The following is a 22,875-nucleotide window of genomic DNA, read 5'->3' on the forward strand; positions in this document are numbered from 1 at the left end:
ACTCACAAGCTGCGGCTACAACCTCTGTATCATTCACTTTTTGCGATTAGCCTGCTGCGTAGCCCTTTTACTTTTAGACGACTTTTCTTGGTTCTTCAAGAAAAGGTTCCAAATGATGACATAGCCGTTGAACAAGACGAGAAAGCCACCTCCAAGAACCACTTTGGCACGTAGAAAGTCTTCCAGAGCGTGCTGAAATGACACAGTACCAACAAAGGAGGGCCCGAAATCATAATATCCAAACCATAGATTAATAAGAATTAAGGCCACGACATTAGTTAACAGCAGAGAAACGATAACGGAACCTTTTTTATTTTTTGCTGATTTCCTTTTCGACATATCTGATCATCACCTGTGCATACAGTTTTTTTAAAAATTGTAAAGGGTACTATTGAATGTGGATATATCATATCATCGCATTCTGGTTATTGGCAATAGCTAACTGTTTTATTTTTTTATTTGTTTAACACGATACCTTTTAACAATATAAAAGTGCTTACGAGCTCATGCATTAATCAAACGAGTCTTTTTAAAATAGCAACCAATCTTCTTAAGGATTCTGTTTTGAACCTCTGTCAAAATCCAACACTTCCCGTACTTTGCCCAATGGCTTAACCAAACACCTGTGATATAATCGACCAATATTTCAATCTGACATTCGGAGGAAGTTATGCGTAACATTGGTAAACTAGTTGCTTTGGACTGGAAGCGGATTTTGAAGAGCCCGTTCGCTTTTCTGCTGATTGCGGCGCTGGTCATCATTCCTAGTCTTTACTGCTGGTTCAACGTCTGGGCCTTGTGGGATCCTTACAGCAATACCCAGGATCTGACGGTTGCGGTGTATTCGGCCGATCAACCGGCGACTTTTCGTGACCAGAAAGTTGCGGTCGGGGATGAGCTGATGGACCAGTTGAAGCATAATAAGCAGCTTGGCTGGCGGTTTGTGGATTCTAAAAAGGCCGTGCAAGAAGGCGTCAAAAGCGGCAAGTATTACGCCGGTATCGTGGTGCCGAAGCATTTTTCCACGGATCTGCTCAGCTTTGTCGATGGCAAAATTCATAAGCCCAAGCTCGATTATTATGTCAACGAGAAAATCAATGCCATTGCCCCCAAAATCACCAGCACCGGTGCCAGTACGTTGCAAAACACCATTTCGGATGAATTCGTCTCGACCGTGGCTAAAACGCTGGTTAAAACGTTTAACAAAGCCGGCATCAAGCTGGATGAAAACCTGCCGATGATCCGCCGCTTCGCCAGCCTGGTCACGAATGCCAATGACCAATTGCCGACGATTGAAAAGTACTTGGCTGAAGTGGATGACCTGCAAGGGAAAATGCCGGCAATTCGGGCGAAGCTGCAGACAGCTAACGAAATTGCCGGTTATCTGCCGGAAGTCAATCAAATGGCGCAGAAGCTCACAGCGGCAAATGGCTATCTGCCGATGGTGCAAGAGGCTGGCGAACTGGCGACCACGGTGAAAGGCAAGTTACCGGAAGTGCAACAAGCCGGCGCCCAACTGAACACGGTTGTGACGAATTTTGGCCAACTGGAAACCGGCGTGGATCAGGCAGTGAAGGTGACGGATCAAGGCATCACGGTCATCAATCAGGTCGATGGCACACTGCCAGCGCTGACAGACTTTGGGCGGCAAGCGCAGGCAGCAGTGGGGACGACGAAAGATGAGGTGCTACCGAAAATCAGCACCGCCTTCGATGTGGTCCAAAATGCCACCGATGCCGGTTTGACGCTAATTGCGGCGGCCAATACCAGCCTGAGTGCGGATCTGACAACCCTGCAGCAACAACTCCAACAGCTGGACAGCAGCCAAGATATGGCAGCCGCGAAACAGGCGATGGTCGACCGGCTTACTGCGTTGGCTGAGCGTCAAGGCAAGGTGGCCGCCAACGCAACCAGTCTGGCAGAAACTTTGCAGCGAGTGCAGGCAAGTCTCAGCCGTCTGACAGGTAAGGATGATCAACCGCTCGCCGACGCTATCGCCAAGTTGCAGACCGTCGCTGCCACTGCCACGGCTGTCCAAAAAGAAGCCGAAACGCTGGCCAAAGATGTGCCAAACTTAGGCACCATCCAACTGCAGTCACGACTTGGCACATTGGCCACCACAGCCAATCAATTTGCGAACGCGGCGAATACGCTCAAATCGCTGGACATCGGCATCAGCGTCAAGCAAGTGCTAAACGCATTTAAGGCAGCCTTGGCCGATGTCAGCACAACCTTAGCGACCATCAACAACCAAATCCTGCCATCCTTGCCTTCGCTGCTGGGCGGCACGAAGGATCTGCTCACTCAGGCGCACACTTTTCTCGTCAAGGCGCAGCAACAACTGCCCGCCCTCAAGCAGGAACTCACCGATGCCAACACGCTGCTCAACGGCCACATGAACCTCATCACCAGCGGCGTGTCCACCGTGGCCGACTTGTACCAAAATGATTTCCCAGCGCTCAAAACCAAACTGACGAAGGCAACCGACTTCATCAATCAGGACTTGCCTGGCATCGAGCAAGACCTCACGCAAACGCTGGCACTGGCGAATGAAAAAATGCCACAACTCCAAAGCGGTTTGGATGACGCGCAAAAGTTCACCCAAAATGACTGGCCAACCTTAAAAGACGCCATTCAAAAGGGTGCCGCGGCGATCAAGAAAGGTGAAAAGTCCGTTGATTTGTCGCAACTAATCAAGTTGTTGCGGCGCGATGCCACCAAAGAAGCCGGATTCCTCGCCAAACCGGTTGAATTGAAACAACAAAGCTTCTATCACATTCCAACTTACGGGTCGCAAAGTGCACCGTTTTATCTGGCCTTGTGCATTTGGGTTGGCGCGTTGCTGCTTGGTGCGATTTTGATCACCGAATACCAACTGCCGGCAACGCTCAGCGACGTTACCGTCAAGCAAAAGTACGTTGCGCGCTGGCTGACGTTTGTGGGGCTGGGGATGCTGCAAGGGCTCATCGCCGCGCTGGGTAACCTTTACCTGATCGGAACGTACGTGGCCAACCAGCCGCTGTATCTGCTGTTTGCAATGGTGCTCAGCATCGTGTTCGTTTCAATTCTTTATGCACTCATCTCGCTATTTGGCAACATCGGCAAAGGCATCGGGATTATCATTTTGGTCTTATCTATCTCTGGGGCTGGCGGAAACTTCCCCGTGGTGCTGTCCGGAAAATTTTTCCAGATGATCAACCCGTGGCTGCCATTCACCTACGCCGTCAACCTCCTGCGCGAAACAGTCGGCGGCATATACTGGACTAATCTTTGGCAAGATCTCGCAGCATTAGTGGCATTTGGCCTCGCGTTCTTCCTGCTGGGGTTGTTCTTAAAAGCACCGATTCGTCCGTGGATCGAGAAAATGCACCGGTTAACGCGGCAGTCGAAGATTATCGAGTAGCTTCGGTTGGGTTCAAAATAAAGCTGCAACATTCAGAAGCAACTTTACCGGCAGAACGCTGGTAGGGTTGTTTTTTTGTTGTGGTACAAATAGATTCCGCAGAAAACGGTGCCCGTGCAGCACGCGGCAATTCTTTTGGTCAAAATAAATTGGTGACGCTCAGCTAATGAACTGAACGTCACCATTTTGTATTAGCCATATCAAACCGTCATCATTCCAGTTTTTCCTTCCCACTTGTCACTGTCACGACAAAAATAGATTCGTCTCTCTGATAAAGCCGGTGGATATTTTGCAGCAGCAACATAATCCACGACATGGCCAAGGCGAAGGCGATCATCTCGAAGGCGGTTAGCGATAGGTAGTGGACGAATTGGAATAGGATGGCGGCAAAAACGATGATGCCGCCGATGGTGTAGCTGGTGCTGAGAAATTCGCGCGAGACGCCCGGAAGCAGCCAGCGCACGGCGATAATCATGCCGATCAGGAAGTAGTTCAGGAACCACGCGCTTTGGGTGTGTAGAACATGCAGGATGCCACGATTATTTGGGAACAAGCCAACCCCCAGCAAGGCGATGGCCGCGATGGTCAGTAAGATTCGAAGCGTGATCAGCCGCCAGTCGGTTTTGCGATGTGCCATGAGCGGCACAAATAGGTAGTCCACCAAAGCAATCCATAGTAACGCCGACACCGCGATGGTCAGGTTAAACTGCCACGCGTTCAGGGCCTTGCTGGTACCTAAAAAGCTGACATTATACTGCCACCACTGGCGAGAACTATTGGTCACAATCGCACCCACCACGCCGCCGATAAATGTAGACAGAAACAGCGTGGTGATAAACTGCGTCGAAATCGACAATGCCGAGTAAATCATCAGGTAGTTCACAATACTGATGAAAATAAGGAACAGCCCGGTCGCTGTGTAAATATCAAAAATGACGCCTTCAAACATATAGCCAATCGCCCAGAAAAACACCGACGTTACGAATGCAAGAATAATCGCAAACGACAGTAGCAGCGTCGGGAAAATCCGCCAATACCGACGTCGATGATCACGCCCATGAATCTGCCGGTGATTTTGAACATACGTCACCGCAAACGTACCCATCCCGCTTAATTCGCCAAGGACGATCACCATCTGCGCAATTGAGTTCTTACCGGTCATCGGCACCTGCAAGATATTAAAGTGAAAGAAATACGCCATAAAAAAGATCCCCGCCAAAACAGTTGGAATCAGAAAGAACCGCAGCGAAATCGTCTGCGTCCCTGTATCCGTCCGCTTCGGCCGAATCACGGCTTCCTTATCTTTTAACGTCACCTCGACTTGTTCGCCATCTTTAATGTCCAAGTCTTCCATAATGGCGTCCGGGATGACGATGTGATGCGTTTGTTTGGTCAATTTTTTCTACTCCCTAAAGATTCTTGATGTTACTCCTATACAGAACTTAACTGTAGCACATTGAGCACAAAGGGGAAAAGAAGACTTGCACGCGTCGCCATTTATCAACAGAAACCTTGTTCGTTAATCTCGCAATTTAGTTAGTTTCCGTATAAAATCGAACTATGTTGGCACACGGGGATGCGTTTAGTCGTCAATGGGCTGATAAAACTGCATCGAACCGAGCCACTTTTACGACTGACAAAATGTGTGCACGATACTTTTGAAAGGAGCTTGTGAATGGCGCAAATTGATGCAATCAACCGGGTCATCAACCTTGTCAGCCTAGTCGTCTTGTTATTTGCCATCGTCAAGGTCTACCGGCAAGTCCGCTCACTTAACCTGCTCGACTACCTCATCATGTACTTAAAATACCGGCAAACCATCTACGAAGAAATGCAGAAAAACCCACAAATCCGCCAAAAACAGCTACTCTCAATTGGGATCACCATGCTCATCGCCACATTTTGGGTCATCAGCAGCCTCCAACATCTCATGGCAGACTGGAACTTCAGCAACCTCCTCAATGTCATCACCACTTTCGGATTGCTCTTCCTCTTCCTATTCCAAACCTGGCAAACCAAACACCTCAACGAAGACAACCGCTACCTAACCTTCGCCTACAACTACCAACGCCGCCACTTCGACGACGTCCTCCAGATTTTCGAAAAGAAGCTTGCAGAGTGGACGCCACAAGACGACGCCGACCAACGCGAATGGGATCGATTCCATCAACTCCTGGAACGCGTTAAGACAGAGGCAGAACACAACCGCCGCGCTGCCATGTTCAGCGATGACCTGTACGCGCTATTCGACGACAAGCTGCTCCTACATGAGGGCAGTGAGCCGTTAACTTTTCACGAAAAAGGTATCCTTAGTTATTACGTCGGTTACTGGGATGCTGGGCCGTATAATGACTATACGTTAGGGATGTTGGAGGATATGGATGACCGAGAGCGCAAAGTTGTGACGCGGGTGTTTAATGTGACCATGGGGCTGATGGCTGCTGGGTTGGTTTGGGTGGCTGTGAGGCAGGTTGTGGGATGAATGTCAAAAAAGCTATCCACAGCCTTCACTGATATGCAGATAACTTACAAGTTTCCTGATATAATGACATAAATAACGTCTAGAGTTTAATAAGAAATTCTGGTGTCAGCCTTGAACTGCTAGAGTTGTGAAAATGGAATGAATCTGCCCAATCAAATATATTTCAGTAAAGACGGCAGACAGTCACAAAGGGGTACTAAATAATGAATTCGAGTAAGCCAAAAGATAGCTTTGACAATTTAATTGCAGAAATCGATAAGAGTGCTAAAGGCGTGCAACGAGACCGCGGCACTATGTTTGAAAAAGTTGTTAAATCATACCTGCTAAATGAGCCGACCTACAAGAATCTATATGATGAAGTGTGGATGCTTAATGAAGTGCCGGCCGAGTATCACATTCCCAAGAAGGATCTTGGGGTTGATCTCGTGGCTCGTCATCGAGATTCTGGTAAGCTGACTGCCATTCAAGCAAAATATTATCGCGGAAAAGTCAGCAAAGATACCATCAATAGTTATGTGGCAGAACTGAATAAGAATTATTACGCTGATGGTTTACTGGTAGCTACAACAGACGACTGGAACAAAAATGCTGAAGCAGCCTTAGACGATGGCTCAAAAGATATTAATCGAATTGGCTTGTCAGATTTAAGGCATTCCAGCTTTGATTGGTCGAAGTTCAATTTTAATGATGCTGCCCGAGTAATTCAAGCCAGCCATAAACAACCTCGTTCTTATCAAAAAGAAGCAATTGATAAAACAGTGGCTTATTTTGCGACGCACGAACGTGGCAAGTTGATTATGGCACCAGGGACCGGAAAGACATTTACGAGTCTGAAGATTGCAGAAGCGATGGCAAAAAAAGAACATAAGAGCGATTACTATGTCTTATATTTAGTGCCGAGTATTCAGCTTCTATCGCAAACCCTTTTTAGCTGGAATAGTGACATTACGCCAACGACTAAGCTCGTTTCTTTTGCAGTCACTTCTGATCGCAATGCCTCAAGGAAGCGGACAAATAGTAACGACGATGACAGCGACATGAACATTCAGGACATTGGATTTCCGGCTTCAACGAGTGCCGAGAAACTAATGTCAAACTTTAACGCACTGCCTTCGTTGTCAGGTACTGATCAACGTATGACAGTTATTTTTAGTACGTATCAGTCGATTGATGTCATTCATCGTGCACAAGAAATGGGGCATCCAGAATTTGATCTAATTATTGCAGATGAAGCGCACCGCACAACAGGCTCTCATGACGCCAACAATGAAGCAGGCTTCTTCACAAAAGTACACAACAATCTTATTGTGAAAGCGAATCATCGTCTTTACCAGACAGCTACACCGAAGATTTATTCCCAAGAAGCCAAGAAAAAAGGGAAAGATGAAAACATTGTCATCGCATCTATGGATGACAAAGACATGTATGGAGAAGAAATCTATCGTCTAGGATTTGGTGATGCCGTTGCAAAGGGGATTTTGACAGATTACAAGGTTGAGGTTTTGGCCGTTGACGAAGCCGTGGTTCAACGTGATATGCAAAATAGTTTAGCAACAGAAAACGGATTAAATATCGATGATATCGGGAAAATCATTGGCGTATGGAATGCGATGATGAAACGCGAGAGCTTCTCCGACAAGATCTCTGGTCCGCCAATGCAACGAGCAATTGCATTTGCATCTGTGATTGATAATCAACGTGGACATGGTGCCGGCAAGGTCGGATCAAAGCAAATTGCGCAAGAATTCAGTCATGTTGTTAATGAATATCTTGGGAACGACAACCCTAATAGTTTTCGAGTTGATGTTAAACATGTTGATGGCAGTATGAACGCTCTCCAAAAGAAAGATGCGGTTGATTGGTTAGCAGCAGACCTTCCAGATGATGAAGCGCGGGTACTTTCTAACGTTAAATTTCTGACAGAGGGAATTGACGTTCCTAATTTGGATGCAATCATTTTCTTCGCACCTAAGCAGTCACAAATTGATATCGTGCAAGCGGTTGGACGTATCATGCGTAAATATAAGGACAAAGAGTATGGGTATATCATCTTGCCAGTTGTTGTTCCGTCTGGGCAAGATCCAGATACGGTACTTGATGATAACAAGACTTATAAAGCGGTTTGGCAGGTATTAAATGCGCTTCGTTCCATCGATGAGCGGTTCGAAGCATCTGTCAATAAACTGGACTTAAACAAGAAAAAACCACGAAACTTGAATGTTATCGGTGTCGGTGGGGCCCCAAGTGCGGAGCTTAACAATACTGGTGATGATACCTCAAGTACACCTGCTGTACAGCAAACCGAGCTGGAATTGAATTGGCATGAGATACAAGATGCCATTTACGGCCGTATTGTCAAGAAAGTTGGTGACCGGCGTTATCTGGAAGACTGGACAGCAGATGTTCAGCAGCTAGCCGAACGACACATTCGGTGGATTCAAAATCTCATTGAGGATAAACAATCGCCGTTTGCCAAGACCTTTGGAGTATACCTAAAGAGTCTGCAACACAATATTAATCGTGATATTGATTCTGAACAAGCTATTGAGATGTTGGCTCAGCATGTCATTACCAAGCCTATTTTTGAGGCACTGTTTGATCAGTACAGCTTTGTTAACGATAATCCGGTTTCTCGAGCTATGGAAGATATGATTCAACAGATGACCAAGGCAGGATTTGATCAGGAGCAAACAGCGCTTGAGCCATTTTATGAATCTGTTCGACTACGGGCTACGGGGATTGATAATGCAGCAGCTAAACAGCAATTCATCGTAACACTGTATGATAAGTTCTTTAGTACTGGATTTAGAGCCACGGCAGACAGGTTAGGAATTGTTTTCACGCCTGTTGAAATTGTGGACTTTATTGTAAAGTCTGTAGACGAAGTGCTGAAAGAACATTTCGGGCGTGGTATTGCTTCTAAAAATGTGCACATTCTTGACCCATTTACAGGAACAGGGACGTTTATTGTCCGAACTTTAGAATATTTGAAGCAGGAGATGGAGGCAGGGAAAATTACGCTTGCTGATATCACACGGAAATACACGCAAGAACTGCATGCTAATGAGATTGTGCTATTAAGTTACTACATTGCCGCGATTAACATCGAATCAGTCTTTGATGAAATCAATGGAGATGAAAAATATATTCCTTTTGAAGGCATTGTACTAGCTGATACATTTGCTGCAACTGAAAATATAGGTGTTCTCAGCGAAGACATGTTTGGCGGTAATAACAATCGTCTGAAAAAAGAACAAGAAGTTCCAATTACAGCAATCATTAGCAATCCTCCATATTCAGTTGGGCAAAGAAATCAGAATGATAATAACCAGAACATTCATTATGAAAAACTGGAGAAGCAGATTGCCAATACGTATGTAAAGCAAAGCAAATCTGGTTTGAGCAAAGGCCTGTATGATAGCTATGTTAAAGCGTTTCGCTGGGCAAGTGATAGGATTGGACAACAAGGTGTCTTAGGATTTGTTACGAATGGTAGCTTCCTAGATTCAAGTACGACTGATGGATTTCGCAAGTCTCTATATAGTGAATTTAACTACCTCTATATTTTTAATTTACGTGGGAATCAGCGAACACAGGGGAAAACCTCGCGCAAGGAGGGAGGGAAAATTTTTGGGTCTGGCAGTCGTGCTCCAATCACCATCTCTATATTGGTTAAAGACGGCAGCCATGAACATCATCTGTATTATAAAGATATTGGCGACTATTTATCTCGTAAACAAAAGCTAAGTATCGTTTCTTCAATGCAGTCAGTTAAGGGTGCCAGATGGACTGAAATTAAGCCAGATGTCAATAATGACTGGATTAATCAGCGAGATAGAAGCTATGAGGTGTTTACACCCCTGGCTACTGAATCCAGAAAGTTAGGGGCTCTTTCTAAAAATGCAGTTGGAATTAGCACGAATCGTGATGCTTGGGTATACGGATTTTCTAAACTTAAACTTGAAAAAAAAGTCCAGAAGATTATTAGTGTATACGAAAATGAACGTGCTGCTGGTCATTCGACCCCAACAAATCGCGACGGTGAAAGTATTAAATGGTCGCCAAAACTTGAGCAGCTGCTTAAGCGGGGGACGGAAGTCAAGTTTCATAAAGACAAGATCCGGTTAGGATTGTATCGGCCTTATACAAAAAAATATCTTTACTACGACAAAAGTTTAGTAGAGCGACCAGGGTTGTATTACACGCAGTTCGGCGACAGCAATGAAGTAATCTTCACGACCGGTCGTGGAGCGTCAAAAGAGTTTTCGGCGCTTGCTACAGACCTGATTCCAAATATGGATTGTCTGGAAAAAGCACAGGGATTCATGCGCTACAATAATGAAGCGCAGACTAATAGTTTGCTGCCGCTTGAACGCGACAATGTTTCAACTACTTTTGCAGCAAAACTTGGTCTTTCGACTGATGAAACTTATGCTTACGTATACGGTTTGTTGAATTCACCCGATTATCAGCATAAGTATGCAAACGATCTCAAGAAGGATTTGGCGCGAATACCAATTGTTAAGGATATTCGTCAATATGCTGAGGTCGGACAACAGTTGCTGAAACTGCACATCAATTACGAAGATGTTGAGCCATATTCTGGTTGTGAAGTTTTATTTCATTCAGATAAGCCAAGTTTCCGTGTCCAGAAAATGCGCTTTAAGTCTCGCGATGACCGTAGTGTGATAAAGTTCAATTCGGATATTACAATTAAGAATATTCCTCAGCGTGCATACAATTACGTTGTTAACGGTCGTTCAGCAATTGAATGGATTATGGATCAGTATCAGGTTAAAACAGACAAGGCATCTCAGATTACAGACGATCCAAACGAATATAGTGAAGATCCAAAGTATATTTTCAACTTGCTGCTACGTGTTATTACGGTTTCACTTGAGACTTTAAACTTGGTGGCACAGTTACCGAAATTTGAAATTCTTGAAGGATAAAAGTGACCGATAAACTCGGTTGCGAGGTAACATATAGTCTGCAAGAATTCACATCTCTTTTTAGACAAAAGCATTAGCTACATTGTTCCTTAAAGCTTATAATCTGAAAATCGTTAGTATCTTTAGATTTTCCCGCGGAAACAAAATAAGATCTAATGCTATCTCAAAAAACTAGGCGGTAAAGTTAATGACTCCATTTTCATTAAGAGAATATCTGGCAATCTCTGAAAATCCTGCACTGTTAAATGATGCCTTGAAGTATCATAGAATGACGCAGAAAAGTAAAGAATCGGAAGATTTTAGAGCTTTTCTATCAGTGCTTTCAGAAAGCCTGGATAAAGCAAAAGATATTGATGGCTGGTTCCTAGGCACTGATTTAGGGGTTGTTCCGGATTTCGATGTTCTTTGGTACGGACAGAAATTCGTTTTAAATATCAATTTAAAACATGTTTGGCTTTCAACTATGTCTAAAAAAACAGTAAGGACTTTTAAAACCCAGGCTAGAATATTCAGGCTACTTTCTCCAGATTTGTTAGTATGCAATATAGTTTTCGATGCGCATGAAAAGACCTTCTTTAAGCTGGAAAACGATTCACTTATTGAAATCAGTGTGAATTATTTGCTGAAGTTAATGAATGGTAAAAATGGACTACAGCAAAATCAAGTCGCAAATTTATCTTCAAGCAGTTTTCTGATATCCCCCTTAACCGATACTGAAGGCTTTCTTAGCGACAAATATTGGCTAGCAGAAGATCAAGAATCAATCAAACAAGTTTGCTCTCAACCGGGTGTTTTTGGTGTGCAGGGGAAAGCCGGTTCAGGTAAATCATTGATTGCGTTTGATTTAGCAAAATCACTTAATGGTAAAAAAATGTTTTATTTGTTTTTTCTGGAGCCATTAGACCTGCACACAAATATTTGGAAACAATATTTGCATCAGTTCATTTTGTGCCTGCAAAGTCTGTCGGGAAGGAGGACCTAGACAAATATGACGTTTTGATAGTTGATGAAGCGCAACGTTTATATGATGAGCAGAGAAAACAAATAGCGCAGTGGGCTGAGGAAAATTATTCAAAGAAAACAGTACTTTTCTTTTATGATGTTGATCAAGCTCTCGGGCCCAAAGATGCAGGTAATCTTATGCACAGTCTCTGCACTTCCTTTGAGAGGAGGAAAAAGGGTAAAGTTTTCTTTTTAAAAAAGGGCTTCGATCCAATCCAAGTATTCAAGCATTTATAAGACAGCTGTTTGATTTAGACAAATTGCCACCCAGTAGTGTGGGCATTGAACAAATGTTAGATTCTATTGAAGTGAGATATTTTAAAGAATCAGAAGATTCATTTGATTGGATAAAAAGTCGGATTGATTCCGGTTTTGTTTTCTTGGTGCCAACCCCATCGACATATGATAAGTCAAGCGCAGACGAATTTGAGCCACTTAAAGGATCTCGCATAACTCATGAGATTATTGGTGACGAATTTAAAAAGGTTGTAACGTATATAGATACATCACTTTCATATTCTGATAAAGGGCAACTTGAAGGAAGCCTTAAAGAATACTACACGATAAAGAATGAAGTATATGTTAACATGTCTCGTGCAAAAGAAAAGCTTGCACTTGCGATTATAGCGAATGAAGACGTATATCGAGCAATCATGGAAAGAATCTTTGATGAGAGGACTCCAAAATAAGTTTTGTACGATTCTTTGGGTTTAATCTATCTGGATTTGTGAATTGATTTATTTCTAATTTCTTTTTTGTATAGTGTTTCAATTATGAGTATGGTCTGTTTTGTTAGTCTGAGTTTGAATCACCCAATACTCTTATCAATAATCGACCTAAGCACCCGCTCCTTCAACGCCAGCGCATCCACATGATTCATCTGCTCATATCCCTCCGCCAAAACATTACAAATATACAACTGGGAAACTCTCCCAGCCACCGAGCCGCCATTGAGAAACTCTTCAATGGCGGTTTGTAGTACCACGTCGGCTAACCGCGCGATCGGCGAAACGGTGGCATTGGTGATGGCAATGACCTTGGCGCCGTTGTCGTGGGCGATTTTTAATGCGTCATAGGTGTCTTTGGTTTTTCCGGACAGAGAAATACCGATGACAAGATCGCTGGAGCCGAGGAGTGAGGCGATTTGCGCTTGGAAGTGAGGATCGGCTTCTGGGGTACATTTTAGCCCGGAGCGCAGAAGTATCGAAGAGAGTGAGTGAGCGATTTCGCCGCTGCCGCCGACGCCGAAGATCCAGATGCGGTTGGCAGTGGTCATCATTTGGATCGCTGTCTGCAGGTTTTTTGGCTTGATGAGGGCGGCGGTGGCTTTGATGGCGTCGCTTAAATGTTGTGCGATGTGGTCGTAGTAGTGGTCTGCGGTTGCCGGTTTGGTTTTGGGGAAGTCTTCTTTGGCGATGGCGATTTTGAAGTCGGTAAAGCCGGAGTAGCCGAGTTTTTGACAGAATCTGATAATGGTGGCGTCACCTACATGGGTGGCTTTTTTTATGTCGGTCATGGTGGCGTAGATGATTTTTTGCCCGACTGAGAGGACGTAATCGGCCACTTTTTTCTCTGATTTGGTGAGTTCGTCGTAGTGCTTGTTCATGATGTCCGCGTATGCCATTAAAATGGATACCTCCTCCACTTTTCTCTTCGATTTTGGCATTTTTTGGAGGAAAAGTCCAATTAACCGTTTACATTGTTTGGTCGAGATGCTACGATTCTTTTGGACTGAAAATCCTAAAATAATCGAAACGGAGGAAAACGGAGAATGAGGAAGACAGACTTCATCCAACAAGTGCAGCACGGCTTGATCGTTTCGTGCCAGGCCTTGCCTGATGAGCCGATGTACAGTCCGACTGGCGGGGTGATGCCACTTTTTGCCAAAGCTGCTGCTGAGGCGGGCGCGGTCGGGATTCGGGCGAATTCTGTCCGGGATATCAAAGAGATTCAGGCGGCGGTTGATTTGCCGATCATTGGGATTATCAAAAAAGATTACCCACCGGAACAGCCTTTTATTACCGCGACGATGACTGAAGTGGATCAACTTGTGGCGACGGGCGTGGCAGTGATTGCGCTGGATGCCACATTACGGCCGCGGCATGATGGGCTGACAATCAACGAATTCATCCAGCAGATTAAAGAAAAATATCCGCAGCAGTTGTTAATGGCGGATGTTTCGACGTTTGAAGAAGGGGTGAATGCTTGGCATGCCGGCATTGATTTTGTGGGGACCACGTTGAGCGGGTACACACCGGAAAGCGGCAAGCACAATGGACCGGATTTTGCGTTGATTCAAAAGCTTGTCGACGAAGGCATTGATGTAATTGCGGAGGGGCATATCAATACGCCAGAGGAAGCGCAGCGGATTCAGCAGATGGGCGTGACGAGTATCGTGGTTGGGAGTGCGATTACCCGGCCGCTGATGATTGCGCGGCGTTTTGTGGCGGCATTGGACGCAATGACTAAAAAATAAACACACGGAGGACGCAACATTTTTTAGCAGTTTTCTAAACTTGGCAGAGCGTTTATGCTGCCAATTGCGATTCTGCCGGCAGCTGGTCTGCTGCTTGGGTTGGGTCGGGCATTAACCAACAAAGGTGCGCTGGCCGCGTATCCGTTTTTGGATCAGGCGTGGCTGCAGACGATTTTAAAAGTCATGAGTTTTGCCGGAAATGCCGTGTTTGCCAACATTGCGCTGATTTTTACCATAATTCAAGTTGTCGAAATCGATGAGGTGCCGTTGGCGTATCATCCGGAGAATGCGAATCGCGTGAAGATTAAGGTTGTGGGGAATTTGGCGCGGTAAAAAAGACTACTGCGATGGTAGCGTCGGAAATTTGTATTAGAGACTTAATAAGCCTTGTCGTGAATTGATTTGCCATTGATCGATGATGGGGCTTTTTAAGATACTAGCTTTTATGAAGGCGCTAATAATACTGATATGAAAATAAGCAGTTCATTTACACAATCGATATTCAATTTTTGCAAAACCGCTACAGTTCCTTTACAAGCCGCGCGTATAAATAAACTAATAGCCAACGATCAGCGGCTGGCAGTTAGGAGGTTGACGATGGTTAGGAAAAATTGGAAAGTAGTTGGAAGCTTGCTATTGATAGCAGCGTTGATACTTGTTCGGTGGTTGACACCTGACAAAGTCGCGAACGATCTAGCTACTGACATCCTAGGCTTCACGCTCGTCATCGCCAGCGCTGCTACTTATCTCATCAGTGGTTATCGGCGAACAAGGTAGATTACCATAAAATTCGATAAATCCTTAAGAGGTTGGCAATGAGCAAGATTGCTAGAAAATTCTTTTTGAAACACAGTTCACCACAATAAGCTGATATTTACTACTTTATATGGGATTGTCATAAGACATTATGGCGAATGTAGGCAGTAAAGTGGAATTGAAGACCACACAACTACCCAACTTTCATTTTATCGAGTTCTCCAGCAGCACCCAATGAGCCGGTATTTTTGTTCTTCCAAAAATGTCCATTTTTTACATCCCCGAAAATTGATCTATTTGAAATCTTGTGATATTACCTTTGTAGCGATAAGACAAAGAACTCTAATAGTTATGAAAACACAATAGCCGTATCACCTCTACCAGGATACGGCTATTTTTTTCGCCTGCTGCGACTGACAGACTGTGGGTGAATAAGGGCTACTGTATGGCTAACGCCGTCCGTTCCACCAACGGGCGAATAGCGTTATGACTATTCCCGCTATGATGCTAATAATGAGAGGTGCGATAACCAAGACAAAGAACTTTTTCAATTGCCAATTTTAGAGGAGGGCTTCCTAGTATCGTTTTTGTTATCACGAAGCACGCCGCCCTAACAACCTGTGGTAAACTAAATTCAGTAGTGGATTGCCAGCCATCCTTGCGCTGACACAACTGATGCCGCTTCGTGTGGGAAAGAAGGAAGGACTCTTGAAAATCATCGCGATCGGAGACAATGTCGTTGACCTTTATCCAGCGGACAAGAAGATGTTTCTTGGCGGACATGCTGCCAATACGGCCGTTTTTGCGACTATGATGGGGCTGGAGGCTGCTTATTTTGGCACGTTCGGCAATGACGCCCGCGGTGATTTTGCGCGGCGGACGCTCAGTGAGCTGGGTGTCGATATCAGCCATTCGCTGCAGTACGACGGTCCCAATGCTTTCACCACCATGCGACTCAGTGACGGCAAACGCCAGAAAACGGTTGGCGAGCCGGTTCAGGAGCTTCAACTGAGTCCTGATGATATTGCGTACATCAACACTTTTGATTTAGTCTACTTAAATAATGAAAGTGGTGCGGATGCCTTTTTATCGGCCATCACGCCGCCTAAAGTTTATGACTTTTCGACGATTGATGACGATCGGGTGTTCAAAAAAATTGCGCCGCAGATTGATCTTGCGTATCTTTCCGGGAAAGCCAAGTCTGACGATGATGTGGAGGCCTTATGCCGGCGGGTTGCGGCAGCTGGGTGCGATCAGGTGGTTTGCTCCCGTGGACTCCGCGGCTCGGCAGCGTTAGTCAAGGATACAATGTCTTGGCAGCAGGCGCTTGGCGTTAAAGCGGTTGATCCTTTGGGGGCAGGGGATGCGTATATTACTTCGTTTGCGGCTACGCTTTATTCTTCCTCGAAGCCGACGCTTGATGCGAAAGTTTCGGAGTCGCTGAGTCACGCGACAAAGTTTTCGTCGGCGCAGGTGCGTGTGCCAGGGTCGTTTGGGCATGGGGCGGCGTTGATTGCGTGAGGAAGCGGGGTGTAGGTGTTGGCGTGGAGTCTCGCAAGTAAGATTCCGAGACTAAATGGACAAAGCTTGACCACGTGGAGAATGTTCTATTGAAGGCAAGTAAAGAAGTTTTCTTGCGCTTTCTATAACGCGCTCACAGTCGCAGAAATCTACGTGTAAGGACCTTGAAACCCAAATGGCCAAAGCCCAGCCATTTGGTTTCAAGGCCACTTACACTCCGATTTCTAAGCGCTCCTGTTCGCGCTCAACACAAAAGAAGCCGCCGACTTGTTATCGGCGGCTTCCTTGTAGCTTGACGTGGTTAGTCTGTGATCATTTCTAAGATTTGATCCATATAGACTGCGAGCGTCTCAGTCGTGGCCTGACCAAGTTCTGTTGACGGCGCGTTAGTCTTGTTCTAACTTTTGTCGCAACTTGGCAGCCACGGAGGAAGGCGGGTAGCCAACCTTAAGCTGAGCATTAACTTAACTATTTTTAATTTTGTTCCTAAAACCCCATGGCCATCTTCGGCTCCCCAAAGCCGATTCGGCGGTCCAGAGAAAATGTGAGAAAGTTTACCCTAAACCTTTACCAACAGCTAGGTCGATTGCGGTCTCAAAGGCGGGTTTGACTGATTTGATCAGGATCAGCTCCGCGCCTGCGTTAAAATATTGATGCATTGCGGTCGCCGATGACCACCTCCCTTCTGCTCGCGGCAGGTTATCGGGCGGAGTGGGTGTAACTAGGCGTCTATCCCTTCGTCAATCAGTCATTGTAGGCGCGTTTTTACGGAACTGGATTGGATGTTGCGGCTTGGGCTGGCTGGCCGGGTGTGAGTGCAAAGGTGATCACGCCGCTGTAGTTACCGGCTTTAACGTCATTATCCTCAGGTACGTTCAACGTGACTTTGTTGAGATCATAACTCGTGATCCCGCCACCGTCCTGACCCGTGCTGGTCGCAAACAGCGGCTGATCGCTTGTTGACAAATCAACTGACTTTGTCCATGCCGGAGCCGCAGCGTTAGGCGTTACTAAAGTGTCCGGCACCATCTGAACAAAGGCGCCTTTCAATGTCGCACCATTGCTATTCGTAATCGATGATGCTTTTGCTGAAACCGTATAGCCCGCGCCCGTACCGCGAAAATCGCTCACCGTCAGCAGCGAACTACCGGCAGTGGTAACTGGGACATTCAAGTTACCTTTTACGATACTTTCAACCGTGACATCGGGAAAAGCTAGCGCGCTCGGTGCGGAAAGCCCAATGGTGCCACCGGTTACTGTGACTGACATATTAGTCGTTCCGGTATCTTCGTCTGCAGCTAAAACGACGGAGCCGGTTGTCAAACTCCCTACAAGAAGGCCAGCGAAAGCAATTCCGCCGATCCAACGTTTCTTTGACATAAAAGTCCCCCCAGACAATGTGTGAGCGTAGGCCAGCCCGGTTAGAAGCCGGAGTGCAAGTGTCCTTGGGCGTATTTGGCCGTTGCGCTCAATGTCCTTACACGCAGGTTTCTTGGCTGGCAAACGCGTTAATGTCAAAATGACAAACTTTTTGGAACACTCTTAATTGTATGCCAGATGCTTGTTAAGTTAATTAATCTGTTTCATTAACATTGTGAATGATTATCCAAAACCGGTCTAGCAGCAATTCTCGACAAACTGTTGTTGGGATCAGAATTAAGCAACGCAAAAAAGCCCTTCTTTGTCTCAGTTTTGGTAAAATAATTGCCAAAAATTGCGACTTACAGTGAGAAATAAGAACAAATTCGCAGATTTATTAGAAATGTGATGGAATGTCGAAAATTGTTCAAAGCTCGAGACTGAGAAACATTGGCCTTCTATGTGAGGAGACTTAAACAAAATGTTACTGAGGGAGGAATGCTTTTAACGTTGCGATTGACAATAGCGTAAGACAAAGATTTGATCATACTTTTAAAGTAAAATAAACGCGATTTAAAAACTAAATATGGTACACTGTTTCTGCAACAGGTACTAGAAAGGAAGGGTCCGGATGTTAGAAATTAATCGAAATCGCTTTCAGAACTATTTGTCCGGAGCTGCTCGGATACTTGACCTTGGATCAACCATCAACTGGCGGAGATATCATGATCAGTATCATCTTGAATTCGAAGAAGGTACCGATGAAATTAGTGACGCATGGGAGAATGTTGGGGAGTTATTGGCTAAGTCCATCGAGGATTTTGAAAATGAAAACAGGGATGTGTTAATTAGTGGGGGAAAGACAAGAAGGTCGACAAAGCGAGGCAGAGAAAGAAGAACAAGCAAAACAGGAAATTAGAAATACAATAAAGAGAATTCCCAAAGATAGGCAAAAAAGTTTGCTTCGATCTATAACGTCATCGCATTATCAGGGGCCTATTCCACCGGCAGACATGATGGCCCAGTACGAACGAATTCTACCTGGTTCTGCTGATCGTATTCTCGGCATGACCGAAAAAAAACTAGATTATCAGATTAGGATGCAGGAAAAGCAATTAGAGAAGGCTTATCAAGATTCTCACTTAGGCTTGTGGTTTGGCTTTGTCATTGCGATTATATGTATTATTAGTGGTACGCTCATTGCGCTTTTTACCTCAACGGGTGTTGGTGTAGCGGTTATTTTTGGCTCATTAGCGACTCTTGCGGGGATTTTTGTATATGGCTCACGAGGTGAAAAAAGTTCTGAGAAGAAGCATCAATCTCGTAATGAGTTACACCATGGTAGGAGTTACAACAGAGACAGTACTAATACTGAAGATAATTCAGAAACAGAAGAAGATCGACACAACGAGTCGGAATAAATGCACCGGACAAACTTAATTCACATGGCGCCTGTAGCTGAACATTACAAGCGTTATTTTAATAATCAACATTTTAAAATACTCGCCAGAGATTTCGACTAACTGTTTCTAACCAAGAAGGCAGCCAGCTCGAAAAATAACAAGGCGAGTGTTTTTTGTCACTTTGAAGCATAAACAAATGGATACAAATCTTAGCTAATCAACTTTGTGTCCAGTTTGCATCCCACCACCTGCGCAGGTAAGCTTATTGAGAAGTGAGGCAATGATGACAGAAAAGCATGAGCAGCACAAGCAAACATCACCTGAACACGAGCAGCTGATCAAATTGCCAAATGGCGTGACTGCAAAAGGTGTTCTACTGCAGCGGGGAATGGCGAATCTTCAAAAAGAAGCTGAGCAGGCGGATTTTCCCGCCCAGACGAAGGCTTATTTGGCGTGGGTGAATGATTTAAATGGCAATCGCTTTGGCATCAAACTGACTGATGTGGCGGATCACGTACTACTGCGACATACCCAATTCTTGGATGATGCAATTAAGGAGCTGGCATATGCCGATGCGCCGGCAAATGCCGAGTTGACGCCGGATGACTATAAGCCAGCTCGCAATTTTTATGTGCCTACCGCTGGGTTGATCGCTTTAGTAGCGGCGTTGCAGTGGGCAGCGCAACATGGATGCCAGGATGTGGTGGTTTACAGTACACATCGGCGCGACTTAGTGTTTTATCAAGCGCGTCATCAATCCACTTTTCTCCAGCAATGGGCGCAGCAACAATTCCAAACACTGCCATCTGACTTTCGTTTTCGCATTGCTACCAAACTGGATCGTGACGCCACTCATGAAACGACCAAGCTACGAATGCAGTTGTGATATTTGGTGCAAAATTTGACGGAAAGGAGGCTGATGTGCCGTGGAACAAGCTCAAGTGTATGAAAATGTCGACTTGCAGATTATCAAATTACTGTTTAACAGTGATGGCAGCGATTATAAGGTTTATGCGGTACGAATCTTAAATCCTCATCCTGAGCTGAAAATGACCCTGACGCAGGAAATCACCGTGACTGGCGATATGGGTTATTACAATCGCCGCGCCATCATCACGGCTGACTTGGTCTATGATGACGCCGATTCCCTGCGCTATCGCAAACCTTCCTATAAGGTAGCACGATTGCATTTTGGCTTGCCCAAAGAACCGCGGCGACAGTGGCAGTTGATCGACACGCTGTTGGTACATCAGCCCACGGTTTTGCGGCGCCTGCACGACTATTTTGCGGATGATGCGCCGATTTTGACCATTTTTTCCAAAGATGAGATTAAGACGGCGAGGATTCCCGGTGTCGGGCCGGCAACGGTTCAAAAAATTGCCACAGCGATTCGTGGCAAGCTTGAAGTCGCGGTGTTAGCAAATCACTGGGGCAAAGCACTCAGCTCCATGACGTACGAAAAAATCTGGTTGGCGTATAAAGATGCTGAGTTGGCAATGCAACACGTGGATGCCAATCCGTATATTTTGATGCAGGTGGCACAACTCGATTTTAAGAAGGTCGATGCCTTTGCGAAAAGTCGCGGGGTGGCACCAAATGATTCGCATCGACTCGCTGCCGGGCTGCAATATATTTTCCGTACCGCAGTACTGACGCAGGGACTGACTTACATTACGATTACTTGGTTTAAGGAGCAGGCAGCTACATTATTGGGTGTCAGCACGGATGACTTAACCATGTTCGCTGATCCCAAACAAGCGTTGGCGTATGGCTTTTTGTTGAACGAACAGTATGATTTGGTCACCAGCTGCGACATGTTTGCGACAGAAGGCTCAGTGGCGAGGATTATGGCCGTGGCCCAGAAAACGGCTGAACCTTTGATCAAGCCGGCTGAACTGGATGAAAAGCTGGATAAATTTTTGGATCGCCACCAACTGGTCATCAACGATCAGCAGCGCGCTGCTTTTCAAAACGTTAATCAGCATGGGCTAAGCGTGCTCAATGGTAGTGCCGGTACCGGGAAAACCTGGCTGACGAATCTGCTGGTGCACTTTTTCAACGCGCAGGCTAAGGGGAAAAGTGTGCTGCTGGCACCAACCGGGCGGGCAGCAAAGGTGCTGGCGCGTTATACGCACGAACCGGCGGCCACGATTCACGCGTATCTGCATCTTCTGCCTGGCGAAGAACTTGACCGATTTGATGCTGAAGCCGATTGGGAAACGTTTGGCGATGCGCGGTTGATTATTGTGGATGAGAGTTCAATGTTGACGACGCCGCTTGCATATACGGTGTTGAAAAATGTGAACTTCAAGAAGGCGCATGTCCTGTTCGTGGGGGATGTGTTTCAGTTGCCGCCGATTGGTCCGGGGAACTTTTTGAAAGATTGTCTGGCGGACGACCATGTTGCGGCCACAACGCTGACTCGGGTTTATCGACAGGACAGTCAATCAGGCGTTTTGGCGTTGGCTAATCGCATTCGTGACCGGTTGGCGTTGCCTTTTGGGCCGGATGATGATCGATATGTGAGTGGTAATGTGGCATTGTACAATCAGCGCGATGCCGGGCGGGTTTTTGACGCCGGCATCAAGGCGTATCAAGAAGCGCTCGCCAAGCATGGTCACCAGCCGGATTCACAGTTACTGATTGTTAACAAAAATATCGGCGCGACTGGGCGTTTGCGGTTTAATGCAGAACTGCAGGCGCTGGTTAACCCGGCCAGGGCAGGCGAGCCGGAATATGTCAGCAGCTACGTTGATCCGGTGACCAATCAAAAGCACCACCTGCGCCTCAATGACCGGGTGATGATCCTGAAAAATGACAAACATGTGGCTTTAGTTGACCCGAAAACCTGGGAACGTCGGGCTGTGTTAGGTGAAAATGGCCTTCAGAAAACCGATGAATTCGGGACAAAGCGCTGGCGCGAGACGATCATGGCCAATGGCGATACAGGCGTTGTGGCCCATATTGATCCCAAGCGGCATTTTCTGGTGGTTCAGGTGGGCAATCAATATTGTTATTACAGTTTTGGTAGTGTGCCGCGAGCCTTGACGCTGGCGTATGCGATCACGGTGCACAAAGCGCAGGGTGGCCAGGCGGATACAGTGATTGCGATTGTTAACGGCGCAGATCGGATGTTGAATGCCCAGAGCTTTTACACGGCGCTGACCCGGACCCAGTCGCAGTTCATCTTCTTTGGTGATTTCCGGGTCTTGCTGGCGCGTACCAAAATTTATCCGATTGACTCTAGGCACGACTTACTGGGCAGTTTGCTTTCTGGACAATTGACGGTGGATACTTTCAGTCGTTTCACGTTCGAGCAGATCCTGACCTGGCTGGATCACCAACGGCACCAAGGTATCCAGCCCCGCGCCGCTATCACCGCTGCCAAACCGGAAGCCGCCACTCAGCCGTTTGCGGTGCGGTATACCGAGCAGTTGGATATTCTTAATCAGGTTGTTGAGAAAGTTACCAAGTTGCCGGTGAAAAAGGCGACTGGTGAAGGTTGATACTAATTTAAAAAG

The 22,875-nt window shown here is 46.0% G+C and carries 17 protein-coding genes and 1 pseudogene; 14 read left to right on the forward strand and 4 right to left on the reverse strand.

The annotated features are described in order from the left end of the window. Positions 1 to 33: 33 nt before the first annotated feature. The gene (locus BVJ53_RS05710; protein WP_129301559.1) at positions 34 to 339 is read right to left on the reverse strand and encodes a hypothetical protein; all 306 of its coding nucleotides are present in this window, start codon (positions 337 to 339) and stop codon (positions 34 to 36) included. 331 nt (positions 340 to 670) lie between these two features. On the opposite strand from BVJ53_RS05710, the gene BVJ53_RS05715 reads away from it, so the two are divergent. Then, complete coding sequence (locus BVJ53_RS05715; RefSeq protein WP_129301560.1) at positions 671 to 3,403, forward strand: YhgE/Pip domain-containing protein; 2,733 nt, start codon at positions 671 to 673, stop codon at positions 3,401 to 3,403. A 211-nt stretch (positions 3,404 to 3,614) separates the two neighbouring features. Here the strand turns inward: BVJ53_RS05715 and BVJ53_RS05720 are convergent, their stop codons facing one another. Further along, on the reverse strand, positions 3,615 to 4,799 hold the full coding sequence (locus BVJ53_RS05720; protein ID WP_129301561.1) for an AbrB/MazE/SpoVT family DNA-binding domain-containing protein: 1,185 nt from the start codon (positions 4,797 to 4,799) through the stop codon (positions 3,615 to 3,617). 279 nt (positions 4,800 to 5,078) lie between these two features. Here BVJ53_RS05720 and BVJ53_RS05725 point away from each other — a divergent pair, with 279 nt between their 5' ends. From BVJ53_RS05725 to BVJ53_RS05745, 5 genes are all read left to right on the forward strand, one after another. Beyond that, a complete protein-coding gene (locus tag BVJ53_RS05725; protein ID WP_129301562.1) occupies positions 5,079 to 5,885 on the forward strand; it encodes a hypothetical protein in 807 nt (268 codons plus the stop codon). A 203-nt stretch (positions 5,886 to 6,088) separates the two neighbouring features. Continuing rightward, positions 6,089 to 10,837 (forward strand): type ISP restriction/modification enzyme, encoded by a 4,749-nt coding sequence (locus BVJ53_RS05730; RefSeq protein WP_129301563.1) that lies wholly within the window; start codon positions 6,089 to 6,091, stop codon positions 10,835 to 10,837. Positions 10,838 to 11,024: 187 nt separating this feature from the next. Then, the gene (locus BVJ53_RS05735; protein WP_129301564.1) at positions 11,025 to 11,819 is read left to right on the forward strand and encodes a hypothetical protein; all 795 of its coding nucleotides are present in this window, start codon (positions 11,025 to 11,027) and stop codon (positions 11,817 to 11,819) included. Continuing rightward, positions 11,786 to 12,076 (forward strand): DNA/RNA helicase domain-containing protein, encoded by a 291-nt coding sequence (locus BVJ53_RS15580; protein WP_158280568.1) that lies wholly within the window; start codon positions 11,786 to 11,788, stop codon positions 12,074 to 12,076. The genes BVJ53_RS05735 and BVJ53_RS15580 overlap by 34 nt, the downstream gene beginning before the upstream one ends. Before the next feature lie 53 nt (positions 12,077 to 12,129). Next, positions 12,130 to 12,528 (forward strand): hypothetical protein, encoded by a 399-nt coding sequence (locus BVJ53_RS05745; protein ID WP_129301565.1) that lies wholly within the window; start codon positions 12,130 to 12,132, stop codon positions 12,526 to 12,528. A gap of 119 nt (positions 12,529 to 12,647) precedes the next feature. On the opposite strand, the gene BVJ53_RS05750 is transcribed toward BVJ53_RS05745, so the two are convergent. Beyond that, positions 12,648 to 13,463 carry a MurR/RpiR family transcriptional regulator gene (locus BVJ53_RS05750; protein ID WP_129301566.1) on the reverse strand — a complete coding sequence of 272 codons (816 nt, stop codon included), beginning with the start codon at positions 13,461 to 13,463 and terminating at the stop codon, positions 12,648 to 12,650. Positions 13,464 to 13,610: 147 nt separating this feature from the next. On the opposite strand from BVJ53_RS05750, the gene BVJ53_RS05755 reads away from it, so the two are divergent. The 4 genes and pseudogenes from BVJ53_RS05755 (at position 13,611) to BVJ53_RS05770 (ending at position 16,592) form a co-directional block, all read left to right on the forward strand. Continuing rightward, positions 13,611 to 14,315: an N-acetylmannosamine-6-phosphate 2-epimerase gene (locus BVJ53_RS05755; RefSeq protein WP_129301567.1), complete on the forward strand. Its 705-nt coding sequence runs from the start codon at positions 13,611 to 13,613 to the stop codon at positions 14,313 to 14,315. Between the two features lie 54 nt (positions 14,316 to 14,369). After that, positions 14,370 to 14,552: pseudogene (locus tag BVJ53_RS05760) on the forward strand (PTS transporter subunit EIIC); the annotation flags it as partial. A 360-nt stretch (positions 14,553 to 14,912) separates the two neighbouring features. Then, on the forward strand, positions 14,913 to 15,092 hold the full coding sequence (locus BVJ53_RS05765; protein WP_129301568.1) for a hypothetical protein: 180 nt from the start codon (positions 14,913 to 14,915) through the stop codon (positions 15,090 to 15,092). A gap of 687 nt (positions 15,093 to 15,779) precedes the next feature. Further along, positions 15,780 to 16,592, forward strand: a complete 813-nt coding sequence (locus BVJ53_RS05770; protein ID WP_129301569.1) for a PfkB family carbohydrate kinase — start codon at positions 15,780 to 15,782, stop codon at positions 16,590 to 16,592. Positions 16,593 to 17,357: 765 nt separating this feature from the next. Here the strand turns inward: BVJ53_RS05770 and BVJ53_RS05775 are convergent. Further along, entirely contained in the window at positions 17,358 to 17,972 is a 615-nt protein-coding gene (locus tag BVJ53_RS05775; RefSeq protein WP_129301570.1) for a WxL domain-containing protein, read from the reverse strand. Positions 17,973 to 18,582: 610 nt separating this feature from the next. Between BVJ53_RS05775 and BVJ53_RS05780 the strand changes: the two genes are divergently transcribed. The 4 genes from BVJ53_RS05780 to BVJ53_RS05795 all read left to right on the forward strand — a co-directional run bounded on the left by BVJ53_RS05780 (position 18,583) and on the right by BVJ53_RS05795 (position 22,860). Further along, on the forward strand, positions 18,583 to 18,870 hold the full coding sequence (locus BVJ53_RS05780; RefSeq protein ID WP_129301571.1) for a hypothetical protein: 288 nt from the start codon (positions 18,583 to 18,585) through the stop codon (positions 18,868 to 18,870). After that, on the forward strand, positions 18,803 to 19,372 hold the full coding sequence (locus BVJ53_RS05785) for a DUF2335 domain-containing protein (protein WP_129301572.1): 570 nt from the start codon (positions 18,803 to 18,805) through the stop codon (positions 19,370 to 19,372). Before BVJ53_RS05780 ends, BVJ53_RS05785 begins: the two co-directional genes overlap by 68 nt. Before the next feature lie 262 nt (positions 19,373 to 19,634). Next, positions 19,635 to 20,240 carry a hypothetical protein gene (locus BVJ53_RS05790; protein ID WP_191983430.1) on the forward strand — a complete coding sequence of 202 codons (606 nt, stop codon included), beginning with the start codon at positions 19,635 to 19,637 and terminating at the stop codon, positions 20,238 to 20,240. Positions 20,241 to 20,280: 40 nt separating this feature from the next. Next, complete coding sequence (locus BVJ53_RS05795; RefSeq protein ID WP_129301573.1) at positions 20,281 to 22,860, forward strand: AAA family ATPase; 2,580 nt, start codon at positions 20,281 to 20,283, stop codon at positions 22,858 to 22,860. The last annotated feature ends 15 nt before the right edge of the window (positions 22,861 to 22,875 follow it).

The sequence above is a fragment of the Lacticaseibacillus chiayiensis genome, from assembly GCF_004123795.1.
In the GTDB taxonomy this organism is placed as follows: domain Bacteria; phylum Bacillota; class Bacilli; order Lactobacillales; family Lactobacillaceae; genus Lacticaseibacillus; species Lacticaseibacillus chiayiensis.

What these genes read in the sequence shown, in the direction of transcription:
- BVJ53_RS05790 (WP_191983430.1), top strand. Translation starts at nt 19,635, where the DNA reads ATGATGACAGAAAAGCATGAGCAGCACAAGCAAACATCACCTGAACAC.
- BVJ53_RS05730 (WP_129301563.1), top strand. Translation starts at nt 6,089, where the DNA reads ATGAATTCGAGTAAGCCAAAAGATAGCTTTGACAATTTAATTGCAGAA.
- BVJ53_RS05765 (WP_129301568.1), top strand. Translation starts at nt 14,913, where the DNA reads ATGGTTAGGAAAAATTGGAAAGTAGTTGGAAGCTTGCTATTGATAGCA.
- BVJ53_RS05775 (WP_129301570.1), bottom strand. Translation starts at nt 17,972, where the DNA reads ATGTCAAAGAAACGTTGGATCGGCGGAATTGCTTTCGCTGGCCTTCTT.
- BVJ53_RS05750 (WP_129301566.1), bottom strand. Translation starts at nt 13,463, where the DNA reads ATGGCATACGCGGACATCATGAACAAGCACTACGACGAACTCACCAAA.
- BVJ53_RS05745 (WP_129301565.1), top strand. Translation starts at nt 12,130, where the DNA reads ATGTTAGATTCTATTGAAGTGAGATATTTTAAAGAATCAGAAGATTCA.
- BVJ53_RS05735 (WP_129301564.1), top strand. Translation starts at nt 11,025, where the DNA reads ATGACTCCATTTTCATTAAGAGAATATCTGGCAATCTCTGAAAATCCT.
- BVJ53_RS05755 (WP_129301567.1), top strand. Translation starts at nt 13,611, where the DNA reads ATGAGGAAGACAGACTTCATCCAACAAGTGCAGCACGGCTTGATCGTT.
- BVJ53_RS05710 (WP_129301559.1), bottom strand. Translation starts at nt 339, where the DNA reads ATGTCGAAAAGGAAATCAGCAAAAAATAAAAAAGGTTCCGTTATCGTT.
- BVJ53_RS05725 (WP_129301562.1), top strand. Translation starts at nt 5,079, where the DNA reads ATGGCGCAAATTGATGCAATCAACCGGGTCATCAACCTTGTCAGCCTA.
- BVJ53_RS05715 (WP_129301560.1), top strand. Translation starts at nt 671, where the DNA reads ATGCGTAACATTGGTAAACTAGTTGCTTTGGACTGGAAGCGGATTTTG.
- BVJ53_RS05780 (WP_129301571.1), top strand. Translation starts at nt 18,583, where the DNA reads ATGTTAGAAATTAATCGAAATCGCTTTCAGAACTATTTGTCCGGAGCT.